Source organism: Flavobacterium galactosidilyticum (assembly GCF_020911945.1).
In the GTDB taxonomy this organism is placed as follows: Bacteria; Bacteroidota; Bacteroidia; order Flavobacteriales; family Flavobacteriaceae; genus Flavobacterium; species Flavobacterium galactosidilyticum.
The window spans coordinates 1,421,358-1,443,420 of record NZ_CP087135.1; the positions used below are offsets into that span (position 1 = coordinate 1,421,358).

At 33.7% G+C, this 22,063-nt stretch carries 17 protein-coding genes and 2 tRNA genes; 11 read left to right on the forward strand and 8 right to left on the reverse strand.

All coding sequences use genetic code 11. From position 1 onward, the window contains the following. Positions 1-14: 14 nt before the first annotated feature. Positions 15-1,277, reverse strand: a complete 1,263-nt coding sequence (locus LNP27_RS06160) for a DUF2130 domain-containing protein (protein ID WP_229943727.1) — start codon at positions 1,275-1,277, stop codon at positions 15-17. A 59-nt stretch (positions 1,278-1,336) separates the two neighbouring features. Here LNP27_RS06160 and LNP27_RS06165 point away from each other — a divergent pair, with 59 nt between their 5' ends. Next, positions 1,337-1,600, forward strand: coding sequence for a hypothetical protein (locus tag LNP27_RS06165; protein WP_229943728.1), 264 nt, complete (start codon positions 1,337-1,339; stop codon positions 1,598-1,600). 66 nt (positions 1,601-1,666) lie between these two features. On the opposite strand, the gene nhaA is transcribed toward LNP27_RS06165, so the two are convergent. Then, positions 1,667-2,818 (reverse strand): Na+/H+ antiporter NhaA, encoded by a 1,152-nt coding sequence (gene nhaA / locus LNP27_RS06170; protein WP_229943729.1) that lies wholly within the window; start codon positions 2,816-2,818, stop codon positions 1,667-1,669. Positions 2,819-3,354: 536 nt separating this feature from the next. Here nhaA and LNP27_RS06175 point away from each other — a divergent pair. From LNP27_RS06175 to serB, 4 genes are all read left to right on the forward strand, one after another. Next, entirely contained in the window at positions 3,355-4,680 is a 1,326-nt protein-coding gene (locus tag LNP27_RS06175) for a trigger factor (protein ID WP_229943730.1), read from the forward strand. 311 nt (positions 4,681-4,991) lie between these two features. After that, positions 4,992-5,666: an ATP-dependent Clp endopeptidase proteolytic subunit ClpP gene (gene clpP / locus LNP27_RS06180; RefSeq protein WP_229943731.1), complete on the forward strand. Its 675-nt coding sequence runs from the start codon at positions 4,992-4,994 to the stop codon at positions 5,664-5,666. Positions 5,667-5,735: 69 nt separating this feature from the next. Next, on the forward strand, positions 5,736-6,968 hold the full coding sequence (clpX, locus tag LNP27_RS06185; RefSeq protein WP_229943732.1) for an ATP-dependent Clp protease ATP-binding subunit ClpX: 1,233 nt from the start codon (positions 5,736-5,738) through the stop codon (positions 6,966-6,968). 162 nt (positions 6,969-7,130) lie between these two features. Further along, on the forward strand, positions 7,131-8,360 hold the full coding sequence (serB, locus tag LNP27_RS06190) for a phosphoserine phosphatase SerB (protein ID WP_229943733.1): 1,230 nt from the start codon (positions 7,131-7,133) through the stop codon (positions 8,358-8,360). A 111-nt stretch (positions 8,361-8,471) separates the two neighbouring features. On the opposite strand, the gene LNP27_RS06195 is transcribed toward serB, so the two are convergent. After that, on the reverse strand, positions 8,472-9,998 hold the full coding sequence (locus LNP27_RS06195; protein ID WP_229943734.1) for a GH3 auxin-responsive promoter family protein: 1,527 nt from the start codon (positions 9,996-9,998) through the stop codon (positions 8,472-8,474). A 140-nt stretch (positions 9,999-10,138) separates the two neighbouring features. Between LNP27_RS06195 and LNP27_RS06200 the strand changes: the two genes are divergently transcribed. Further along, on the forward strand, positions 10,139-10,933 hold the full coding sequence (locus LNP27_RS06200; RefSeq protein WP_229943735.1) for a DUF2797 domain-containing protein: 795 nt from the start codon (positions 10,139-10,141) through the stop codon (positions 10,931-10,933). Between the two features lie 56 nt (positions 10,934-10,989). Here LNP27_RS06200 and LNP27_RS06205 read toward each other — a convergent pair whose 3' ends face one another. Beyond that, positions 10,990-13,614, reverse strand: a complete 2,625-nt coding sequence (locus LNP27_RS06205; protein ID WP_229943736.1) for an AsmA-like C-terminal region-containing protein — start codon at positions 13,612-13,614, stop codon at positions 10,990-10,992. A gap of 185 nt (positions 13,615-13,799) precedes the next feature. Beyond that, positions 13,800-15,560 (reverse strand): signal peptide peptidase SppA, encoded by a 1,761-nt coding sequence (sppA, locus tag LNP27_RS06210; RefSeq protein ID WP_229943737.1) that lies wholly within the window; start codon positions 15,558-15,560, stop codon positions 13,800-13,802. 136 nt (positions 15,561-15,696) lie between these two features. Here sppA and folK point away from each other — a divergent pair, with 136 nt between their 5' ends. Beyond that, a complete protein-coding gene (folK, locus tag LNP27_RS06215) occupies positions 15,697-16,833 on the forward strand; it encodes a 2-amino-4-hydroxy-6-hydroxymethyldihydropteridine diphosphokinase (RefSeq protein WP_229943738.1) in 1,137 nt (378 codons plus the stop codon). Between the two features lie 53 nt (positions 16,834-16,886). Here the strand turns inward: folK and LNP27_RS06220 are convergent, their stop codons facing one another. Further along, positions 16,887-17,426 (reverse strand): RNA methyltransferase, encoded by a 540-nt coding sequence (locus LNP27_RS06220; protein WP_229943739.1) that lies wholly within the window; start codon positions 17,424-17,426, stop codon positions 16,887-16,889. A 69-nt stretch (positions 17,427-17,495) separates the two neighbouring features. Further along, on the reverse strand, positions 17,496-17,954 hold the full coding sequence (locus LNP27_RS06225) for a DUF1573 domain-containing protein (protein WP_229943740.1): 459 nt from the start codon (positions 17,952-17,954) through the stop codon (positions 17,496-17,498). Between the two features lie 162 nt (positions 17,955-18,116). On the opposite strand from LNP27_RS06225, the gene mutS reads away from it, so the two are divergent. The 4 genes from mutS (at position 18,117) to LNP27_RS06245 (ending at position 21,631) form a co-directional block, all read left to right on the forward strand. After that, on the forward strand, positions 18,117-20,723 hold the full coding sequence (gene mutS, locus LNP27_RS06230) for a DNA mismatch repair protein MutS (protein WP_229943741.1): 2,607 nt from the start codon (positions 18,117-18,119) through the stop codon (positions 20,721-20,723). A gap of 149 nt (positions 20,724-20,872) precedes the next feature. Continuing rightward, positions 20,873-20,945: transfer RNA gene (locus tag LNP27_RS06235), tRNA-Gly, on the forward strand. A gap of 77 nt (positions 20,946-21,022) precedes the next feature. Continuing rightward, a tRNA-Leu gene (locus tag LNP27_RS06240) sits at positions 21,023-21,108 on the forward strand. Between the two features lie 175 nt (positions 21,109-21,283). Beyond that, positions 21,284-21,631 (forward strand): DUF1508 domain-containing protein, encoded by a 348-nt coding sequence (locus LNP27_RS06245; protein WP_229943742.1) that lies wholly within the window; start codon positions 21,284-21,286, stop codon positions 21,629-21,631. Positions 21,632-21,787: 156 nt separating this feature from the next. Here the strand turns inward: LNP27_RS06245 and LNP27_RS06250 are convergent, their stop codons facing one another. Beyond that, a complete protein-coding gene (locus LNP27_RS06250; protein WP_229943743.1) occupies positions 21,788-22,021 on the reverse strand; it encodes a hypothetical protein in 234 nt (77 codons plus the stop codon). Between the last annotated feature and the right edge of the window lie 42 nt (positions 22,022-22,063).

The following is a 22,063-nucleotide window of genomic DNA, read 5'->3' on the forward strand; positions in this document are numbered from 1 at the left end:
ATTTATTTAAGCTATTAAAGTTCGTCAAATTTTGCTTTCATCGTCGGGTTGCTGTGCGTTAGTTTTTTAATGGTTAAATCTTCCGTTTTTTCATTTGCAAGTTGAAGATTATTTTCAGACGACAACAAAGCAGCTTTGGTTTTTTCTAGTTCTTTTATGGTTTTATCTATTCCATCAATTGCATCTTTAAATTTACGACTTGCTAAATCATAATTTCGTGCAAACCCATCTTTAAACTTGTTTATTTTTTCTTCAAAATTGGTGATGTCAATATTTTGACTTCTTACCAACGCAAGTTCTGCTTTATACTGAATGGAGTTCATAGCCGCATTGCGGAGCAATGTTATAATCGGTATAAAAAATTGAGGACGCACCACATACATTTTACTGTATCTATGAGACACATCTACAATTCCCGAATTATAATATTCGCTTTCTGACTCTAAAAGAGATACTAGAACAGCGTATTCACATTTCTTCTCGTTACGGTCTTTGTCTAGTTCTTTTAGAAAATCCTCATTCTTTTTTTTGGTAGCAGTTTGATCTCCCTCATTTTTCATTTCAAACATTATCGAAATAATTTCGTTTCCCGCTTCATCAGTCTCTCTGTAAATAAAATCACCTTTACTCCCAGATTTTGAATCATTGTCTTTTTCAAAATAAGCTCTTTGAAAAGCTGTTGCTCTAAGTTTGTTAAACTCGGTCTCACAATGTTGCTCAAGTGTTTCGCCTATCATTTTTGTAGATAGTTTCAACTTCATATCTTTTCTAAGTGTAATTTCTTCATCCTTTAGCTTAATGATGTCGTCTTTTGTTTTTAGTTCAGACGAAAATTTTTCGTTTAATGATTTTTCAAGAAGTTGTTTTTCGGTGTCTTTTATTTTTAAATCGTTAGCCAAATTATCACGTTCTTTTTCAGCTTTTTGGGTGGCTTCGTTGACAGCAAGTTTTTTCTCAACTTCTGCATTTTCTATTTTGGATTTGAGTTGTAATAGCTCAGTTTCTTTTTGGGCTAATTTTTGAAACAATTCAATGTCCTTTTGAGCGTTGAGTTCAGTCAATTCCTTGTCTTTCTTTGCGAGTTGTTCTTGCGCAGAATACCTAACATTTGCCTCGGCTAATTTTACTGCACTTTCTTTCTCCTTTTCGGCAAGATTTAGTCGTGTTTGTATTTCTTCTTCAAATTGATGGTCACGAACCTGTTTAAGTATGTCAGCAAAACCAGCTTCGTCAACTTTAAAAGCTTTTTTACAATGTGGGCAAATTATTTCATTCATGTTGTTAAATGTTTTATTGTAGTGTCCTGTCAGTTTAATGATTGCACGGTCGCCAATAAATGACTGATAACTTCAGTATGCAACGCATCAATGGAATTTCGCGTAACCAAATGAGAATTTTTTCTTTAGAATCTATCATTACTCCCGTTAATCCCATCCGATTCAGCTATACTTATTCATTTTTTGAATTACCCGTTTTTTGCTGGATTTCTATCTTGATTTTTTCAGTTGTAATATTAGCAGCTGAATATTTGTATCTAAAAGGAAATAGTATCAATACGAATAGAATAGCGTTTGTTTTTAGTAGCCATTATGAGATTTAAATAGGAAAATAACTGTCTTAATGGTTATGTAAAATTTTATTGTTGACTTTTTTGTGTTTTTTAAAACTAAACTTCCTCTTTTGAATTATTTTTTAATGTAAATTTTAAGAAAAGGAATCCTAATAGTCCTGCGGTTATAGAAGCCAGTATTATCGCGATTTTAGAACTATTTATTAGTGCAACATCATCATAAGCAAGAATAGTAATGAAAATGGACATCGTAAATCCTATTCCTCCTAAAAATCCAACCCCTATAATATTTTTCCATTGCAATCCTTTTGGGAGTTTACACAATCCGAGTAAGGCTCCAGTAAAAGCAAAAGCTACAATGCCTAAAGGTTTACCTAAGATAAGACCTGTCAGAATTCCAATACTGTTTGCTTCGCCAAGTCCATTTTGCCAGTCTGTACCTATGGTAATGCTTGTGTTGGCAATAGCAAAAAGTGGTAGAATTATAAATGCGACGGGTTTGTGTAAGAAGTGTTGTAATACATAAGAAGTAGATTTTTCATCACCGTTGCCAAACGGAATTGCAAAAGCCAGTAGGACTCCTGTTATTGTAGCATGGACTCCTGAATTATACATAAAAAACCACATTGCAGCGCCACCTAAAAGGTAAGGAATTAGGTTTTTAACTTTGAGGCGGTTAAGTATTAGTAGTACTACAAAAACTGATAGAGCAAGTAATAAGTTAGTCCAGATGATAGTTTTTGTGTAAAATATTGCGATAACTATAATGGCAATTAAATCATCAATTACAGCTAGAGCAGTTAGGAATATTTTTAGTGATGTGGGAACTCTATTTCCTAATAAGGATAAAATACCAATTGCAAAGGCAATATCTGTTGCCATCGGGATTCCTGCTCCTGATTGAGTGGCAGTTCCAAAGTTAAATAATAGAAAAATACAAGCGGGAATGATAAAACCGCCCATTGCGCCAATAATAGGGAAAGAAGCATTTTTTATGTTAGAGAGCTCGCCTTTGTAGATTTCACGTTCTAACTCTAATCCTATTAGTAAAAAGAAAACTGCCATTAAAGCATCATTTATCCAATGGGTAATGCTATGACCACCCATATCGAACTGCCAAAAAGCAGTGTAACTAGAGTGTATAGGAGAGTTGGCTAAGGCCAATGAAATAATAGTGACAAAAAGCAGAATTAGACCTCCTGCCTTTTCACTTTCGTAAAACTCCTTGAATAATATAGATAACTTCATTTAGTATTGACTTTTTTTTGGTAAAGCAATAACTAAAAAAAAAGGGACAATTCCTATTCAAACCTAATATGATTAGAGTTTTATGATATTTGTGAATAGGTTTAAATAAAAGTTAAAGCGGTCATTTCGCATAAATTAGTACGTTCTAGTTGTTGTATTTTACTTTTTTTCTAAAATGATTAAAATCAATTACCTAGAAGATTAGTTTGGCAACAGTCACACATTTTTATAAATATATAATAATTATCTTATAAATTGTAAGCGGGCATTTATCGTTGTCACTTTCGCGTGAAGGATGGCAGTGGAGCTCTGTTTTGTTTTGTCCCGCAGGGCAAAACAATACAAGCGGGAACGAACAGCCTGAACCGAAGTTTTTACGAAGGGGCACGCCCAAAACAGTTGGCTTTTTAAACTGCGAATATTGACTAATAATAACCTAAAAGTCAATCCTGAAGGTTCGGGGATAAAAACTTGGTTGGCTTGTAAAAATTTTATAATTTTGCAGTCCGAATTTATAATGTAAATTAAAGAAGAAGATGGATATCAAAAGAGTAGCAATAGACGCTGTAAACGAGACAATTGTAATGACTGTAGTTCACATGGATTACAAAGGTCAAGTAGCAAAAAGAATAAACGAAAAAATGCCTTTGGCAACCGTTAAAGGATTTAGAAAAGGCGCTGTGCCTAAAGATCTTGTTGAAAAACAATACGGAAAAGCTATCAAACAAGAAGAAGTTCAGAAAGTGGTTGACTTAGCTCTTGAGCGTTTTGTGCAATCAGAAAGATTAAACCTTCTTGGAACTCCGCTTCCTAAAGTAAACGAGAATTTTTCTTGGGATGCTGAAGAATTGGTTTTTGAATATGAAATTGGACTAGTTCCTGACTTTACTTTAGATTTAGAAGGTAAAAACGACGTAGTAAAATATGTGGTTACTGCTGATGATAAATTAATCGATGGTCAAGTAGCACGTATCCAAAAACAATTTGGAACTGCAATTCCTCAAGAAGTTGTTGTTGCAGATTCAGATATTACTGGAACTTTCGCAAACGAAGAAGCTGGAATCAATAACGCAACTACTATTGCTTTGGATATGTTCAAAGACAAAGCGACTGCTGATAAATTCATCGGTAAAAAAGTAGGTGACGTTGTGACTGTAAATACTAAAGATTTATTTGAAGACGCGCATCAATTGATGGACGTAATGAAAATAGGCCATGATGATGTGCACACAATTGCTGTTGATGTAGATTTTACAATTGAAGCAATCAACGGAGCTGAACTTGCTGAATTAAACCAAGAATTGTTTGATAAATTGTTTGGTGAAGGTAAAGTAGCTACGTTAGACGAATTGAAAGCAAAAATCAAAGAAGATGCTGAGGCTCAATTCGCGCAACAAGCAGATCAAAAATTATTAGCTGATGTTCAAGATTTCTTGATCGAAAGCACAAAATTTGATTTGCCAGCTGAATTTTTGAAAAAATGGTTACAAACAGTAGGTGAGAAAAAATTGTCTCCTGAGGAAGCTGAAGTAGAATATGCAAGATCAGAAAGAGGATTGCGTTTTCAGTTGATCGAAGGTAGAGCAATGGCTACAAACGAAATCAAAGTTACTTTTGAAGACTTGAAAGCGTTCACTACAAAAAATATTCGTCAACAAATGGCACAATTTGGTCAAACAAATCCAACGGACGAAGAAGTTCAAGGAATTGTGGCTAGAGTTTTGTCTAACCAAGACGAGGTAAAAAGACTTTCTGAGCAAGTGGTAGGGGAGAAAATGCTTGAATTGTTTAAAGAAAAAGCAAATCCAACAACTAAAGAAGTTACTTACGAAGAATTTATTGCCGCTTCATACGGAGAATAATTTCTAAAAAAAATAAGTATATTTGAGCGTCAAAAGAAATATTTTTTGGCGCTCTTTTTATTTAAAATAATGTCAGGAGCCAATCCAGCTATCCGTTGCAAGTTTTTTCATTGTGTTTGCTTTTTTCTAAGCAAGAAAAGGAGCTTCTTCCAGTCGCTCTTTTCGGGCAAAAAAAAATGCAACACGATTTCAAAAAGCTTTTCACTGCTATCTGGGCTAAAAACGAGACATATTGACATTAACTATAAAGAGGTACGACCTTTGCAATAGTAAGGGAACTAGAGATAACGTAAAACTTAGAACAAATAAATATGAACTACGGTAAAGAATTTAAAAAGTTTGCTACAAAGCACCAAGGAGTTAATTCAATGTATTACGATAAAATCGTAGGTGCAATGACTCCTAAAAACATGACTCCTTATATTATTGAAGAACGTCAGTTGAATATTTCGCAATTAGACGTTTTCTCAAGATTGATGATGGATCGTATTATTTTCCTAGGAACAGGAATCGACGATCAAATTGCAAACATCGTTCAAGCACAATTATTATTCCTTGAAAGTGCTGATGCATCTAAGGATATTCAAATCTATTTGAATTCTCCTGGTGGAAGTGTTTACGCAGGATTAGGAATCTATGACACGATGCAATACATCAAACCTGATGTAGCAACTATTTGTACAGGAATGGCAGCATCAATGGGTGCAGTGCTTTTGTGTGCAGGAGCAGCAGGAAAACGTTCGGCATTACCACATTCGAGAGTAATGATTCATCAACCGTCAGGAGGAGCGCAAGGAGTTGCTACTGATATGGAAATCAACTTACGTGAAATGTTGAAATTAAAAGATGAATTATACCACATTATTTCACAACACTCAGGACAAACATTTGATAAAGTGCATGCTGATAGTGAGCGTGATTATTGGATGATTGCTGAAGAAGCAAAAGCATACGGAATGATTGATGAGGTTTTAATAAGAAAGTAAAATAGTTACAAGTTTAAGGTTTTAAGGTTGCTACGGGAATTTTAAATTTTAAACTTTAAACAAAAAAAGATGGCAAAAGTAGTATTAGAATGTTCGTTTTGTGGAAGAAAGAAACCAGAAACCAATTTATTGATTGCTGGAATCAATGCACATATATGTGATAAATGTATCGAACAGGCACACGGAATTGTTTTGGAAGAATTAAAAGCTGGCGGAAGTTCAAAACTCGTTGGTGATTTGATTTTGAAAAAACCAAAAGAAATCAGAGCGTTCTTAGATCAATATGTAATTGGACAAGATCAAACTAAAAAAGTAATGTCGGTTGCGGTTTACAATCACTACAAACGTTTGATGCAACAGCAATTAGACGATGAGGTAGAGATTGAAAAAAGTAACATCATTATGGTGGGACAAACAGGAACAGGAAAAACTTTGGTGGCAAAAACCATCGCTAAAATGTTAGATGTTCCTTTGGCTATCGTTGATGCAACGGTACTTACAGAAGCTGGTTATGTGGGAGAAGATGTCGAAAGTATATTGACTCGTTTGTTACAAGCTGCTGATTATGATGTTGCAAAAGCAGAACGCGGAATTGTATTTATTGACGAAATAGATAAAATTGCTCGTAAAAGCGATAATCCATCTATTACACGTGATGTTTCGGGTGAAGGAGTGCAACAAGCTTTATTGAAACTATTAGAAGGAACAGTTGTAAACGTGCCACCAAAAGGAGGACGCAAACACCCAGACCAAAAATTTGTTGAGGTAAACACACAAAATATATTGTTTATCGCTGGTGGTGCTTTTGATGGTGTAGAGCGAATTATCTCTAAACGATTAAATCGTCAGGCAGTTGGTTATTCTACATCTAAAAATGTAGATAATATTGATAAAGACAATTTGTTGCAATACATTATTCCAAAAGATATCAAAGATTTCGGATTGATTCCAGAGATTATTGGGCGTTTGCCGGTTTTGACACACATGGATCCTTTAGACAGAGAAACTTTGCGTGCGATTTTGACACAACCTAAAAATGCATTAATCAAACAATACGAGAAGTTGTTTTTGATGGATGAAGTAACTTTTACCATTACAGATGAAGCATTGGATTTTATTGTGGATAAAGCTTTAGAGTATAAATTAGGTGCTCGTGGATTGCGTTCTTTATGTGAAGCTATCTTAACGGATGCGATGTATGAACTGCCAAGTTCTGATGATAAAACATTAGAAATTGACGTTGAATACGCTAAAGAAACGTTGAATAAAAATTTATTGAAACGTTTGGAGATTGCATCTTAAAAATTGCATTTTTCTCAAAAACACAAACCCGTTCATTCAATTGAACGGGTTTTTTTATGCCGTTTTTACACTATTTGTTATTGTTTGAAAAAAGGAGCATTATTTTTTTTTATCAACGTCAGATTGTCGATTTTTGTCTATTCTAAAATAAATAAGTAGGGCATGCAGGTAGAAGATAAAGAGATAATTTTATTAAAAGTTTCAGGTCAAGACAAACTTGGTGTAACCGCGGGTTTAACCGCAGTTTTGGCAAACTATGATGCTATTATTTTAGACATAGGGCAAGCTGATATTCATGAAACCTTATCGCTAGGAATTTTATTCGAAATTGCAGCAGGTGCTTGTTCTGGTCCCGTTTTAAAAGATTTATTGTTCAAAGGTTATGAATTAGGGATAAAAGTAAAGTTTGTTCCCATTTCTATAGAAGATTATGAAAGTTGGGTCAAAACACAATCTAAGCAACGCTATATTATAAATATTCTAGGCGAAACATTAGCAGCAAAACAAATAGCGGCTGTGACCAGAATAATGTCAGATCAAAGCTTAAATATTGATTCTATCAAAAGATTAACGGGCAGAGTTTCTGTAGTTGATCATGACGAATATCCACGTTCTTGTGTGCAGTTATCGGTGTCTGGTATTTTGGCAGATAAGAAAGAGATGACTGCTAAATTTATGGATATTTCTAGATCTTTAGATGTAGATATTTCTTTTCAGGAAGATAATATGTACAGAAGAAACAGACGACTAGTTTGTTTTGATATGGACTCTACATTAATACAAACGGAAGTAATTGATGAGCTGGCAGAATTAGCAGGCGTAGGAATGCAAGTACGCACTATCACAGAATCAGCTATGAATGGCGAAATTGATTTTAAAGAAAGTTTCAAAAAACGTATGGCATTGCTGGAAGGTTTAAGTGAAGATGTTTTGCAAAATGTAGCGATCAATTTACCAATAACAAAAGGAGCGCATCGATTGATGAGAGCTTTAAAATACTACGGATATAAAACTGCGATTCTGTCAGGAGGTTTTACCTACTTTGGTAATTATCTACAAAAAGAATTAGGCTTTGATTATGTTCACGCCAACGAGTTAGAAATTATTGACGGTAAATTGACTGGAAATTATATTGGAGAAATAATTGATGGTGATAAAAAAGCGGAGCTTCTAAGAACTATCGCTGAAAAAGAGGGAATTCACATCAATCAAACTATAGCAGTAGGAGATGGTGCAAATGATTTACCTATGCTAAACTTGGCTGGATTAGGAATTGCTTTTCATGCAAAACCTACGGTGAAAGAAAACGCTGAAAGTTCAATTTCTAGTTTAGGTCTGGATGGTGTTTTATACTTATTGGGTTATCACGACAGACATATCGATATGATGTAGTTTTACTATTGAATGTCTACTACTAAAAATCGCTATATATCTGTAGCGATTTTTTTATTATTTCTAGAGAATACGCTACGAATTATCTTTAGTTTTTAAGAAACTAGTTAGTTATATAATTATACTAACCTGCATATTCTTCAACTGCTCTAAATAGTCTCTTTGATTGGATAATCTCGGGATTTTATGTTGTCCTCCTAATTTATTGCGATCTTTCAGCCAGTCGTAAAATAGATTTTTTCGGGCAATATTTACAGTCAAAGGATTTAAAGTCATATTGTTACAACGCTTAGCTTCGTAATCAGAATTTAATGATTGTATGGCTTCGTCTAATGTTTTTTCGAAATAGCTTATATCAACTGGATTTTCTTTAAATTCAATCATCCACTCGTGAGCACCTTTTTCCTTACCTTCCATGAAAACTGGTGCAACGGTATAATCTACTACTTGTGTGTTAGTTAATATGCACGCTTTAGCAATGGCCTGATCCGTATTTTCGACCATTAATTCTTCGCCAAAAACATTGATATGATGTTTGGTTCGCCCAGTAACCCGAATTCTGTAAGGATCCAATGATGTAAAACGAACTGTATCTCCTATTAAATAACGCCACAAACCAGAATTAGTGGTAATTACTAAAGCATAATTTTTGAACAATTCTACATCGGCTAATCGAATTACTTTTTGATTAGGTGTTCCAAAAGTATCCACTGGAATAAATTCATAAAATATTCCGTAATCTAACATTAACAATAAATCACTGGAATTATTCAAATCCTGAATGGCAAAAAATCCTTCGGAGGCATTGTATATTTCGTAATACTTGAAATCTTTTTTCGGCAGTATTTTTTTGTATTGTTCGCGATAGGGTTCAAAATTTACACCACCGTGAAAATACACTTCTAGGTTGGGCCAGATTTCAAGTAAGTTTCCTTTTCCAGTTTCTTCTAGCATTTTGTTCATCAAAACTAACATCCACGAAGGAACTCCTGCAAAACTCGTTACATTTTCATTTTTAGTTTCATTAATAATGGCAGCAATTTTACCTTCCCATTCACTCATTAACGAGATTTTGTTGCTTGGCGTGCTACTAAATTCAGCCCAAATAGGCATATTTTCGATTAGAATAGCAGATAAATCTCCAAAGAAAGTATCGTTGTCTTCATATATCTGTGAGCTTCCGCCCAATCGAAGGCTTTTACCAAGAAATAGTTGGGAATCTTCATTGTTATTTAAATATAAACACAACAAATCTTTACTTCCTTTATAATGACAATCTTCCAGCGCTTCGTTACTTACCGGAATAAATTTACTTTTAGCATTGGTCGTTCCACTGGATTTGGCAAACCATTTTATGGGTTCTTCCCAAAAAACATTTTGTTCTCCTTGACGCGTTCTTTCGATTAAGGGTTGCAGTTCTTCGTAAGTAGCGATCGGAATTCGCTCTGCAAAAGTAGCGTAGGAATTTATGGATGAGAATTCGTATTTCTTGCCTAAAACAGTGTTTTTTGAGCGCTGAATTAAATTCATAAGCAATTCTTCCTGAACTTCATTTGGATATTTCAAGAATAGTTCGATTTGATGGATTCGTTGTTTTAGAACCCATGAAGCAAACGAATTGATTATAGTTAGTGGCATGAACGGTTGTTGATTTTAGATTGTGGTTTGCTGATTTAGATTTGAATATTGACTGACAAATACTAACTTTACAACTTTACCAAAAATAACATTTTTTTTTAGATTTTAAAATCTAATATTAAATATCCCAACTTTACTATATGACTTACGAAGGTGTACTGACCAAAATGCAAACTGAATTTGGAAATCCAATTCAATATTATCTGGTTTTTGAAAATAGTTTTTTGAATGTGAACCAATTACTAGATAAAAATATTGAAATTAACTTTGTTGGTTACCAATGTTTAAATTGCGGGAAAAAGAAAAAAATATTCCGCCAAGGATTCTGTTATGATTGTTTTTATTCGAGTGCAGCAGTTGGAGATTGGATTATGAAACCGGAATTAAGTACTGCGCATCTTGGCATTGCCGACAGAGATTTAGTTTATGAAGAGAAAGTACAATTGCAGCCACATATTGTTTATTTAGCGTTGTCTAGCGAGGTAAAAGTTGGTGTAACCAGAAAAACTCAAATGCCAACACGATGGATTGATCAAGGTGCTAACGAAGCAATTTCGATTGTAGAAGTTCCTAATCGATACTTGGCTGGAATTACCGAAGTAGCTTTAAAAAATCATTATGCCGATAAAACCAATTGGCGGAAAATGCTAATTAATTCTGTGGAACACGTTGATTTGATTGCTGAAAGATTGAAACTTGAAAATTTAATTCCAACGGAAGTTCAAAAATATTTCTATTCTCAAAAAAATGATTTGTATGAAATGCATTATCCAGTTTTAGAATATCCTAAGAAAGTAAGCAGTTTAAGTTTAGATAAAACGCCACAATTTGAAGGAAAGCTCAAAGGCATAAAAGGGCAGTATCTTATTTTTGAAGATGGAACCGTTTTTAATGTCCGCAGTTCTGAAGGATATATTGTCAACATAAAAGTATAAAAAAAGGGCGAAAAAGTAATTTACTTTTTCGCCCTTTTTTTGTAGTAACAAAATAGTTAATTCACTTTTGTAGTGTCAGCTACTTTTTTCTTTTTGTTGAATAGTCCATTCAGCAAGTCAGTTGCCTTTGTTTTTACCTCTTCTTTAACTTTCGTTTTTACTTCCTCTTGCGTTTTAGGAAGTACTGTTTTAGTGGTGTCTCCCGGCTTTTTGTTTTTATTAATTAAGTCTGTCAATGCTGAGGTTCCTTGTTTTACTAATCTTTCTTTTTGCTGTTGTATCAGTTGATTAGTCAAGTTAGTAACTGCCGTTTTTATATCAGTTGAAATTTTCGGATTTGAAAAATTACCTGCTAAAATAGCACTTACAGGAATACTTTCTAATTTAACAGCGTCAGCAGGAGATAATTTTGCGATTAACTCATTGGCCTCCGAGCCTAAATATTTAGCGGGAACATCAAATTTTAAACTGTAATTCATACTTTGATCAAAACCATGTGTTCCACTTATCGTTGCTTTAATATCTTTATACTTGATGTCAAAAGGTTTAACATTGACTTTGCCATCCTTGAAAGTAATAGCCGCTTTTATATCATTCAAATTGATTTTGCTTACATCAATAAATTTTATGTTTGAAGCCACCGCAGTTAATAAAGTTGAATTAGCCGAATTTACTGTAGTTGAAAGGAGTTGACCCAATAAATCACCAGTCAAAGTTTTTAAATCAGGACTCATTGATTCCGTAAGATTTCCGTTTAATTTAATGGTGGAGTTTAATTTCCCATTTACGATTCCCGCAATAGGCGCAATTTTTTTCAACATGTCTAGTTGTGTGAAAGATTGTGCAATGTCGACTTGATTTAATTTTAAATCCATATCAAAAACAGGAACTTTACCTTTAGTAGAAACAGCTCCATTCACACCAATCGTTCCACCAAAAATAGAGGTTTTTACATTTTCTAAAGTAACTTTTTCGTCTTTAACAATAAGTTTTCCTGAAACATCTCTCAAGGTTAAATTATCATATAGTACAGTGTTGGCTTTTGCGGTAAGTGAACAATTCAGGAATGCTGGAATTTTCATTGCATCTGGTTTTTTACCATCGGCTTTACTATCATCTCCTGCAGTCATAAAATCAGCTACAGCTAACTGTTTAGAGTTCATGAAGAAGTTTCCTTTTAATTCTTGATTTCTAAAAATGAAGCCATAAAAATTCTCTAAAACACCCGTTATGCTAATGTCACTTTTACCGGTCGTTGCATCAAATTGTTTTAGATTGACTTTACTTGGATTAAACTGAACTAATGCAGTGCTTATGTTCATCGTTTTACCATTTTCGTCGGCATAATTAAAACCTGACAAACTCATTGTTCCGGCATTATTAATTTTTTGATACTCACTTTTCTCTACTGACGCCATATCAAATTTAGTAGTTACATCCGCTTTTAGAATTCCAGATAATGGTTTTGCTAATTTAATTGGATAAGCCTTGGTCAAGTTAGCTAAATTGATTGTCCCTTTTAAAGCGGCATCAACTATAGCATTTTCAGTAACATTAGTAATCTTTGCTTTAGCGTTGAAAACATCTTGATCGATTTGAAAAGAAAGTTGATCTAGATTAACGTAAGTATCGTTGAGAATTCCTGTTTCATTTATTATTTTAGTGTCTATAGTAATATTCTGAACAGTTTTTGGCAAATCAGGATATTTGAATGACGCATTTTTTGATGTGATATCAATATTAAATTTTGGAACCGTTGTTTCAGAATACAAACCTTTAGCAAAACCAATAATGGTAAAATCTCCCGTTGTTTTTACATTATCTAAACTAGCAGCATACGCAGAAGGAATTACGCCTAAGAAGTTTTTGAAAGAAGAAGTTGGTGTTTTAAATTTCAAATCATATTCCTGTCCTGCATCAACAAGCTGAATAAATCCGTCAAATTCTAAAGGCAATTGATTGATAAGTGCTTTATTTTCTTTAAAAGTATATTTGCTTTTTTCTAAATCGATTCCTAAAACAGCATCTAATGTCAAAGCTACATTTTTCATATAGTTGACTTTGTCCATGTCTAAAGACACCTTTGCAGTTGATTTTGTTACTAAATCTAATTTTGATGCAGCAAAATCTCCTGTTCCTTCATGGTTCAAGCTATCGATTACCATTTTTATTTTTGACGCTTCGTCGAAATACTTAAATTTGAAATTTTCAATTTTATAATTTTGAATATTTAAATTAAGCGGCTTGCTTTTTTTGTTGTCTTTACTTGTATTGTCTTTTAATGCAATGTCATAATTACCTACACCATCTTTATTGAAAATAATATTGATTAATCCATTTTTAGAACTAATTCCGTCAATTTTTATTCCTTCATTTTCGCCTTTAAACAGTTCTTTTATTGACATTTTTAAATTCAACTCGCCAAGAGAAACTAAAGTGTCGCCTGCAAAAGGGGCTTTATTGATAATGACCAGACTGTCAAGTGAAACGGTAGCGTTAGGGAAATTCTTGATTAAACTCAAATCAGCATCAGAAAAAGCAACTTTAGCATCTACTTTTTCATTTATAGCTTGGGCAATTTTAACTTTTATTTGATCCTTAAAAAAGTAAGGAATAGTAAATAAGGCGATTAAAAATATAATTATTAGGGCTCCAATAATCTTTAAAATTGTTTTTAGCATAATTTGATTGTCTTTAGATTTATAAATTTAGCAAAAATAGTGCCTAGTTTCTGCAAAAATAAGGATTATAGTTTAAGTAGTTTAAAATGCTTTTACTGCAAAATAAACTTTAGATCTTATTATTTTTTAAATGTAAAAATCCGCTTAAACTCGCGCTTAAACGGATTTTTATCTATATTTTAACCTTAGTTAATGTTTATTTCATAAGGCATTATGGCTTGTATTCCAGTTCGTGTTTGCAGTTTTTTAATTTCTTGCATGATACGGTAATTCTCTTCGCCAATTTCTTCTTTTATAAAACTTGATTTTGATTTTGCGAAAGGTAGATTAGCAAATAAATCATCAAAGTTTTTCTCGTATTCAGGATAGTTTTGAGTGCTGTATTTTTTTATTTTTGCTAACGAAGCTGCTTTTGCAATAGCGTCCTTCAATCCGCCAATTTCATCAACTAAACCAATTTTTAAAGCTTCAGAGCCAGTCCAAACTCGACCTTGAGCAATGGAGTCCACTTGCGCGAAAGTCATTTTTCTGCCTTCGGCAACGTGCGTTACAAAGGTTTTATAAATATGTTCTACTCCTTCTAATGTAACCGCTTTGAAGTTTTCATCAATTGGTACAAATGGGCTGTAATTAGCTGCATTTTCATGTGTTTTTACTTGCTCCGTACGTATCCCTATTTTAGTTGCTAATGGGGTGAAGTTTGGTAAAATTCCAAAGACTCCTATAGAACCTGTAATGGTGTTCGCTTCTGCAAAAATGGTATTTGCATTACAGGCGATGTAATAACCACCAGAGGCTGCATAGTTCCCCATAGAAACTACAATAGGTTTTACTTTTTTAGTTAATTCAACTTCTCTCCAAATCAAATCAGAGGTTAAAGCACTTCCACCGGGACTATCAATTCGAAGTACAATTGCTTTTACGTTTTTATTTTTTCGAGCTTGTTGTAAAGAACGACGCATTGAGCCTTCGCCAATAATATTGACATCACCTTCTCCACTCATGATTTCACCTTGAGCATAAATAATAGCGATTTGATCGTTGCTACTAGAGGATTGCGAAGTAGTGATGAATTTTTGTGTATAATCAGTAATGGATACTTTGTTGTAATCGTCATTATCAGCAACTTTCAGCGATTTTCTAATAGCGTTGTGATAGATGTCCTCGTAGGCTACAATGTCTACTAGTTTGTTTGCTTTAGCCATTTCAGGGGTTCTAGCTAAAAGTCCGTTGGCGATTTCGTTCAATTTTTCTACCGAAATATTCCTGCTTTTAGATATATCTGTCACAATAGAATTCCAAACTGAATTTAATAATGCTGTAGTTTGTTCTCTATTAGCGTCACTCATTTCATTTTCAAGAAAAGGTTCTACTGCACTTTTGTATTTTCCATGGCGAATCACTTCCATTTTTAAACCTGATTTTTCTTGAAAATCCTTGAAAAACATGATCTCAGCAGAAAGCCCTTTAAAGTCCATATCGCCCACAGGATTTATGTAAATTGTATTAGCTACAGAATTCAAGTAATATTCTTTTTGAGAATAGGAATTGGAGTAAGCCATAACGAACTTACCTGATTTTTTGAAATCTTCCAGTGCATTTCTCAACGCTTTACTTTGTGCCATTCCTAAAGAAGAGTTGCCATTTAAAATAGATATTCCCTTTATATCGCCATCAGTTTTTGCATTTTCGATAGCGTTTATAATGTCAGTTAATCCTATTTTTTTTCCTTCTGAAAAAATATTCACCCAAGGGTCCTTATATTTTCCAGCATAATCAGCACTTATTTTATCTAAATTCAATTCGATTACCGAATTACTTTTCACGGTAACAGTTTCTGAGTCACCACCAAAAATAGCCCCTATCATTAGTATTCCAAAAAAGAACAGCATAAAGAAAACGAATATCCCTATGATGGTAGCCATCACATTTCCTAAAAATCTCATATTTATATTTTTTTAATAAGTCTCAAACGACCTCACGATGTTACAAATTTAAGGGATATAATTCTAAAATTAGTTATTAACAGTCTCAATAAAGATACTCCTATTTTAAAATTGTTTTAGTTAATTTGCGTTTAATATGAAATCACAACATCAGGTCATTTTATCGCTGGGTACTAATGAAGGCAATCGATTAGAAAATATCGAAAATTGTATAGCATTAATTCACCAGGAAATAGGAACGGTCATTAAAGTTTCTAAATTGTATGAAAGTCCTTCTTGGGGTTTTGATAGTGATGCTTTTTACAATTGTGCTGTGCTTATTCACACAACAAGCTCCGCCCAAAAAATTTTGTCGCAGGTTTTAAAAGTAGAAAAAAAGTTAGGAAGAGTTCGCACGAATAAATTAGGATACCAATCCCGACTAATAGATATTGATTTAATTGCTTTTGATGAAGAAATTATCGAATCAGAAAAACTCAATATTCCGCATTCATTAATGCAGAACAGAAATTTTGTTTTGTTGCCACTTCAAGATTTGAATTTAGATTGGAAACATCCTGTTTTGAAAAAAACAATTTCAGAACTATTAAATGATTCTGAGGACGAAAGTGTTTGTAAAGTGGTTCAGCAATTAAAAAGTCCTTTGCAATCTATTGTTTTGGAGCAATTTAATTATGTTGCTTTTGAAGGCAATATTGGAGCAGGAAAAACAACTTTAGCTACTAAAATCGCAGAGGATTTTAATGCTAAAACTGTTTTAGAACGATTTGCTGATAATCCTTTTTTACCTAAATTTTATAAAGATCAAAACCGATATGCGTTTCCTCTCGAAATGTCATTTCTTGCAGATAGATACCAACAATTATCAGATGACTTAGCACAATTTGATTTATTTAAAGATTTTATTGTAGCTGATTATCACATTTTTAAATCATTGATTTTTGCTAAAATTACATTGGCAGAAGATGAATATCGTTTATATCGAAATCTTTTTGATATTATTTACAAAGAAATGCCAAAGCCTGATTTGTATATTTATCTGTATCAAAATTCAGACCGACTGCTGCAAAACATTAAGAAACGAGGAAGAAGTTATGAGCAAGAAATTCCTGCTGATTACTTAGAAAAAATCAATAGCGGTTATCTAGATTACATTAAATCCCAAACGGAACTTAATGTTTTAATCATTGATGTTTCTGATCGTGATTTCGTCAAGAATCAAGAAGATTATCTTTTTGTTTTAGAGGAAATTCAGAAAAAAATAGATAATTAGAAAATGTAAAGAGTTTGTTGTGTTGTTTATGGATGTTATAATCAATATAGTTTCTAATTTACTATTTGGTTAATTTTAGAAAATAAATCCCAAACAACAATTCCTGCACTTACTGAGATATTCAAAGAATGTTTAGTTCCTAGCTGTGGAATTTCAATACAACCATCGCAAATAGCAACTGCTTCTTGCGAAACGCCATAAACTTCATTCCCGAAAACTAAAGCATATTTTTTGTCTTTTTTGACTTCAAAATCTTGAAGAAAAATAGCACTTTCTACTTGTTCAATAGCAAGAGTCGTTACATTTTCTTTTTTTAAAGTCTCAATAACTTCAATAACACTATTCTTATGTTCCCAGGTTACTGTTTCGGTGGCGCCAAGAGCTGTTTTGTGAATTTCTTTGTTGGGTGGAGTGGCGGTGATGCCACATAAGTATATTTTTTCGATCAAAAAAGCATCAGCAGTTCTAAAAACAGAACCAATATTATGCAAACTACGGATGTCATCTAATACGAGAATAATAGGCGTTTTTTTAGATTCTTTAAAAGCTTCAATAGATTTTCGATCTAATTCACTGTTTTCAAGTTTTCTCATTTTATGGAGGTTATTCAAAAAAAAAGCTTCCTAAGTTACAGGAAGCTTTCATTTTATGTTTATTCAAATTTAGCTTTTTGGAGCATCCATGGCTAAAACATTTCCTTTTATTGTAAGCACTTTGGTTGGTTGTACAGCGTTAGTTGTCAAAGTGATGGTTTTTGTAAAAGCTTGACCGGCTCTTGAAGTGTCATAATTTACTCCAATAACTCCTTTTGCTCCTGGCGCAATTGGTTCTCTTGGGTATGAAGGCACTGTGCAACCACAAGAACCTTGAGCGTTAGTTATAATTAATGGCTTGTTACCATTGTTTGTAAATGTAAATTCACGTTTTCCATTAGAGTTGTAAGCAACTGTTCCATAATCGATAGTTTCACTTGCAAAAACCATTCCTGCTCCATTAATTTTTTGAGTAGGAGCTGCAGTAGTTTTTGCTTTTATCTTCTTAACAGCTTTTGATGTTTCTTGTGCATTAGAAGCGGTAACTCCTAAAACTAGTAGTAATCCTAGTGTAAGTATTTTTTTCATATTCTTTGTTTTTTGATTTGTATGGCAAATTTAAAGAAAAAATCATGCCAATACCTTAAATTCAACTTAAAACTAATTAATTTTTTTGAAACTCCGTTAATTGCCGATAAATCTATAAATTCGCTGATAGATTTTTTATTCATTTTTTAAAAGACAATTAAGTTGGCATCAAAAGAGAAACAGGTTAAGGAAACGCCGTTAATGAAGCAATATAACGAAATCAAAAGGAAGTATCCTGATGCTTGCTTGCTGTTTCGTGTAGGAGATTTTTATGAAACTTTTGGTGATGATGCAGTCCGTGCTTCTAAGATTTTAGGAATTACTTTGACTAAAAGAGGCGCTGGATCTGAAACAGAAACTGCTCTAGCAGGTTTTCCGCATCATTCTATAAACACCTATTTGCCTAAGTTGGTCAAAGCGGGACTTCGCGTAGCTATTTGTGATCAGTTAGAGGATCCTAAAATGACTAAAACTATTGTAAAACGAGGAGTTACAGAGCTTGTGACTCCAGGGGTTTCTATGAATGATGAGGTTTTACAATCAAAAACAAATAATTTTTTAGCAGCCATATATTTTGCTGGTAAATCGATAGGGATTTCCTTTTTAGATGTATCTACGGGTGAGTTTCTTACAGCACAAGGAAATGCAGAGTATATTGATAAGCTCTTGCAGAATTTTAATCCAAGTGAGGTATTAATTCCAAAAAATAATAAAAATGATTTCCGAGAAACATTCGGTGAAGATTTCCATAATTTTTATCTGGAAGATTGGATTTATAAAGAAGATTATGCTTTTGAAACCTTAACTAAGCATTTTCAAACTGTTTCGCTAAAAGGTTTTGGAGTAGAAGAGCTCAAAGAGGGAATTATCGCCTCGGGAGCAATTTTATATTATCTCTCAGAAACACAGCATAACCGAGTGCAACATATTACTAGTATTCAGCGCATAGCCGAGGATGCCTATGTTTGGATGGATCGTTTTACCATACGAAACTTAGAGTTGTATCACAGTTATAATCCTAATGCAGTTACATTATTGGATGTGATTGATAAAACGCTTTCGCCAATGGGTGGTCGTTTGCTGAAAAGATGGTTGGCTTTGCCATTGAAAGATAGTAATAAAATAAAAAGTCGTCATGAAGTGGTTTCTTACTTGAAAGACAATAAGGACGTTCTGAAAAATATTCAAAATCAGATCAAGCAAATATCAGATTTAGAGCGTTTGATTTCTAAAATTGCTGCTGGAAAAGTATCTCCACGCGAAGTAGTTTATTTGAGAGAGTCGCTGGATGCGATCATTCCCATTAAGAATTTAGCATTACAAAGTCCGCAAGAAGCGGTAAAAATTATTGGGGACAGTTTGCATAGTTGCGAATTGTTGCGTGAAAAGATCAAAACAGTATTGAACCAAGATGCTCCTGTGGCTATAGCAAAAGGAAATGCTATAGCTAAAGGGGTGCATGCGGAATTAGATGATTTGCGTGCCATATCGACATCGGGTAAGGAGTTTTTAGATGGTATTGAAAAACGAGAATCGTTAGCAACAGGAATTTCTTCTTTAAAAATTTCTTTTAATAACGTTTTTGGATATTATATCGAAGTTCGAAACATGCATAAAGACAAAGTACCTGCGGAATGGATTCGTAAGCAAACTTTAGTCAACGCCGAGCGCTATATTACGGAGGAGTTAAAAGAATACGAAACAAAAATTCTTGGTGCAGAGGAGAAAATTCACAAAATCGAAGCGGAGTTGTTTGAGCAACTAGTGAGTTGGATTACTACTTATATCAAGCCAGTCCAGATGAATGCTAATTTAGTGGCACAGTTGGATTGCTTGTGCTCTTTTACGCAACTCGCCATCGAGAATAAATACGTATGTCCTGAGTTAGACGAAACATTCGAATTAGAAATTAAAAACGGAAGGCATCCTGTTATTGAGAAACAATTGCCTGTGGGAACGCCGTATATTGCCAATGATGTTTTCTTGGATAGAGAAACGCAACAGCTTATTATGATTACCGGGCCTAACATGTCTGGTAAGTCGGCTATTTTACGCCAAACAGCGCTTATTGTGCTCTTGTGTCAAATGGGGGGTTTTGTGCCTGCAGAGAGCGTAAGAATGGGTGTTGTCGATAAAATATTCACTAGAGTAGGAGCGTCAGATAATATTTCGATGGGAGAATCGACTTTTATGGTTGAAATGAATGAAACAGCGTCTATTTTGAATAATATTTCAGACCGAAGTTTAGTACTACTGGATGAAATTGGACGAGGAACGAGTACTTATGATGGAATTTCAATTGCGTGGGCAATTGCAGAGTTTTTACATGAGCATCCTTCCAAGCCAAAAACGTTGTTTGCTACGCATTACCATGAGTTAAATGAAATGAGTGAGTCTTTACCTCGCATTCAAAATTATAATGTAGCTGTAAAAGAATTAAAAGACACTGTTCTTTTTATTCGAAAATTGGTAAAAGGGGGTAGTGCACATAGTTTTGGAATTCATGTGGCAAAAATGGCAGGAATGCCTCAGATCGTTATCTTGAAAGCGCAGAAGTTATTAAAGAAGTTAGAAAAGAATCACTCGAGCGACGCTTTGAATGGAATAAAAGATTCAAAAGAGGAATTGCAAATGAGTTTCTTCAATTTAGACGATCCTTTATTGGAAGAAATCAAAGATGAGATTTTAAATTTAGACATAAATACCATTACTCCAATGGAAGCGCTGATGAAACTGAACGAAATTAAAAGAATGTTGACTAAAAAATAATTATTTTTAATTTTAAATAAAAGGTTATCAGGAGGTTAGTTTTTTTATTAAAAGTTTTTATAAAAAAGGCTTGTTTAACTCAATAAAAGTCCTAAATTTGCATCCGCAATACAGAACAAGTATCGCGGTTCGTTCTAAGAATTGAAAATGCGAAAATAGCTCAGTTGGTAGAGCGCGACCTTGCCAAGGTCGAGGTCGCGGGTTCGAGCCCCGTTTTTCGCTCGAGACCACATAATGCTCGGATGATTGGTTTGATTTATTTTTATAAAAAATTAACCAACAACATAGCAGAATATCATGCTCGGATGGTGAAATTGGTAGACACGCTGGACTTAAAATCCAGTGAACAGCAATGTTCGTGCGGGTTCAAGTCCCGCTCTGAGTACTAAAGCCTCTTCTTTTGAAGAGGTTTTTTTTGTTTATAACATTCTGGAAGTTGTATGTTGAAAGCGCGGAAGAGTTTGTCTGTTTGGTTTTGTTATAATGTCTGAATTCTTCTCAAGAGTTAGTTTGCGTTACTAAAAGATAAACTAATTCAAGAATCTAAAATCTAAAATTTCATGGGTGCTTTTGTGATTAGTAAAAGATTTAATGATGAATATAAATTTGTTTTTACTTCAAGGAAAGGTAAGGTTGTTTTTACTAGTTTAAGTTATGAATTAAAGTTCGAATGCGAGGAAGATATTGAGAAGTTTAAGCGTGAGATAGATTCAGCGGATTTCTTAAAATTTAAGTCTTCCAGTGGGAAATTCTATTTTAAGTTGTTGTTAGGTGGCAATCATTTTGCAACTAGCAGAAAATACACTACGTCATTGCGTTTGCAAAAAGGAATTGATGAGATTTTAAGGTTTGGATCAACTTCGGAGATTTTAGATTTCTCCGTAGGCGATGTCGTCTTTTTGGATTAGTTGTATAAAATGAAAAAAGGAAGAGCGTTTTGAATATTCAAAACGCTCTTCCTTTTTTTAGAATATCTGCTATTTAGCGAGAATTAAATAATAGGTAATAAAAAAGCCATCTCGCTTGACGGGATGGCTTTAAAATTTTTAGAATTTAAGTTCTAATTATTTTTTTACTTCAGCAGCAGCTTCAGTAGCAGTAGCAGCAGCATCAGTTGCAACAGCAGCAGCAGAATCAACTACAGTAGCAGCAGAATCAACAACAGCAGCAGCAGAATCAACAACAGCAGCAGCAGAATCAACAACAGCGTTAGCGTCTTCAGCGTTAGCGTCAGCTTTTTTACATGATACAACAGTTAATACAGCAACAGCAGCTAAACTTAAAAATACTTTTTTCATCTTAATTTAATATAAAGGTTAATTATTAATTCGTGGCAAAGA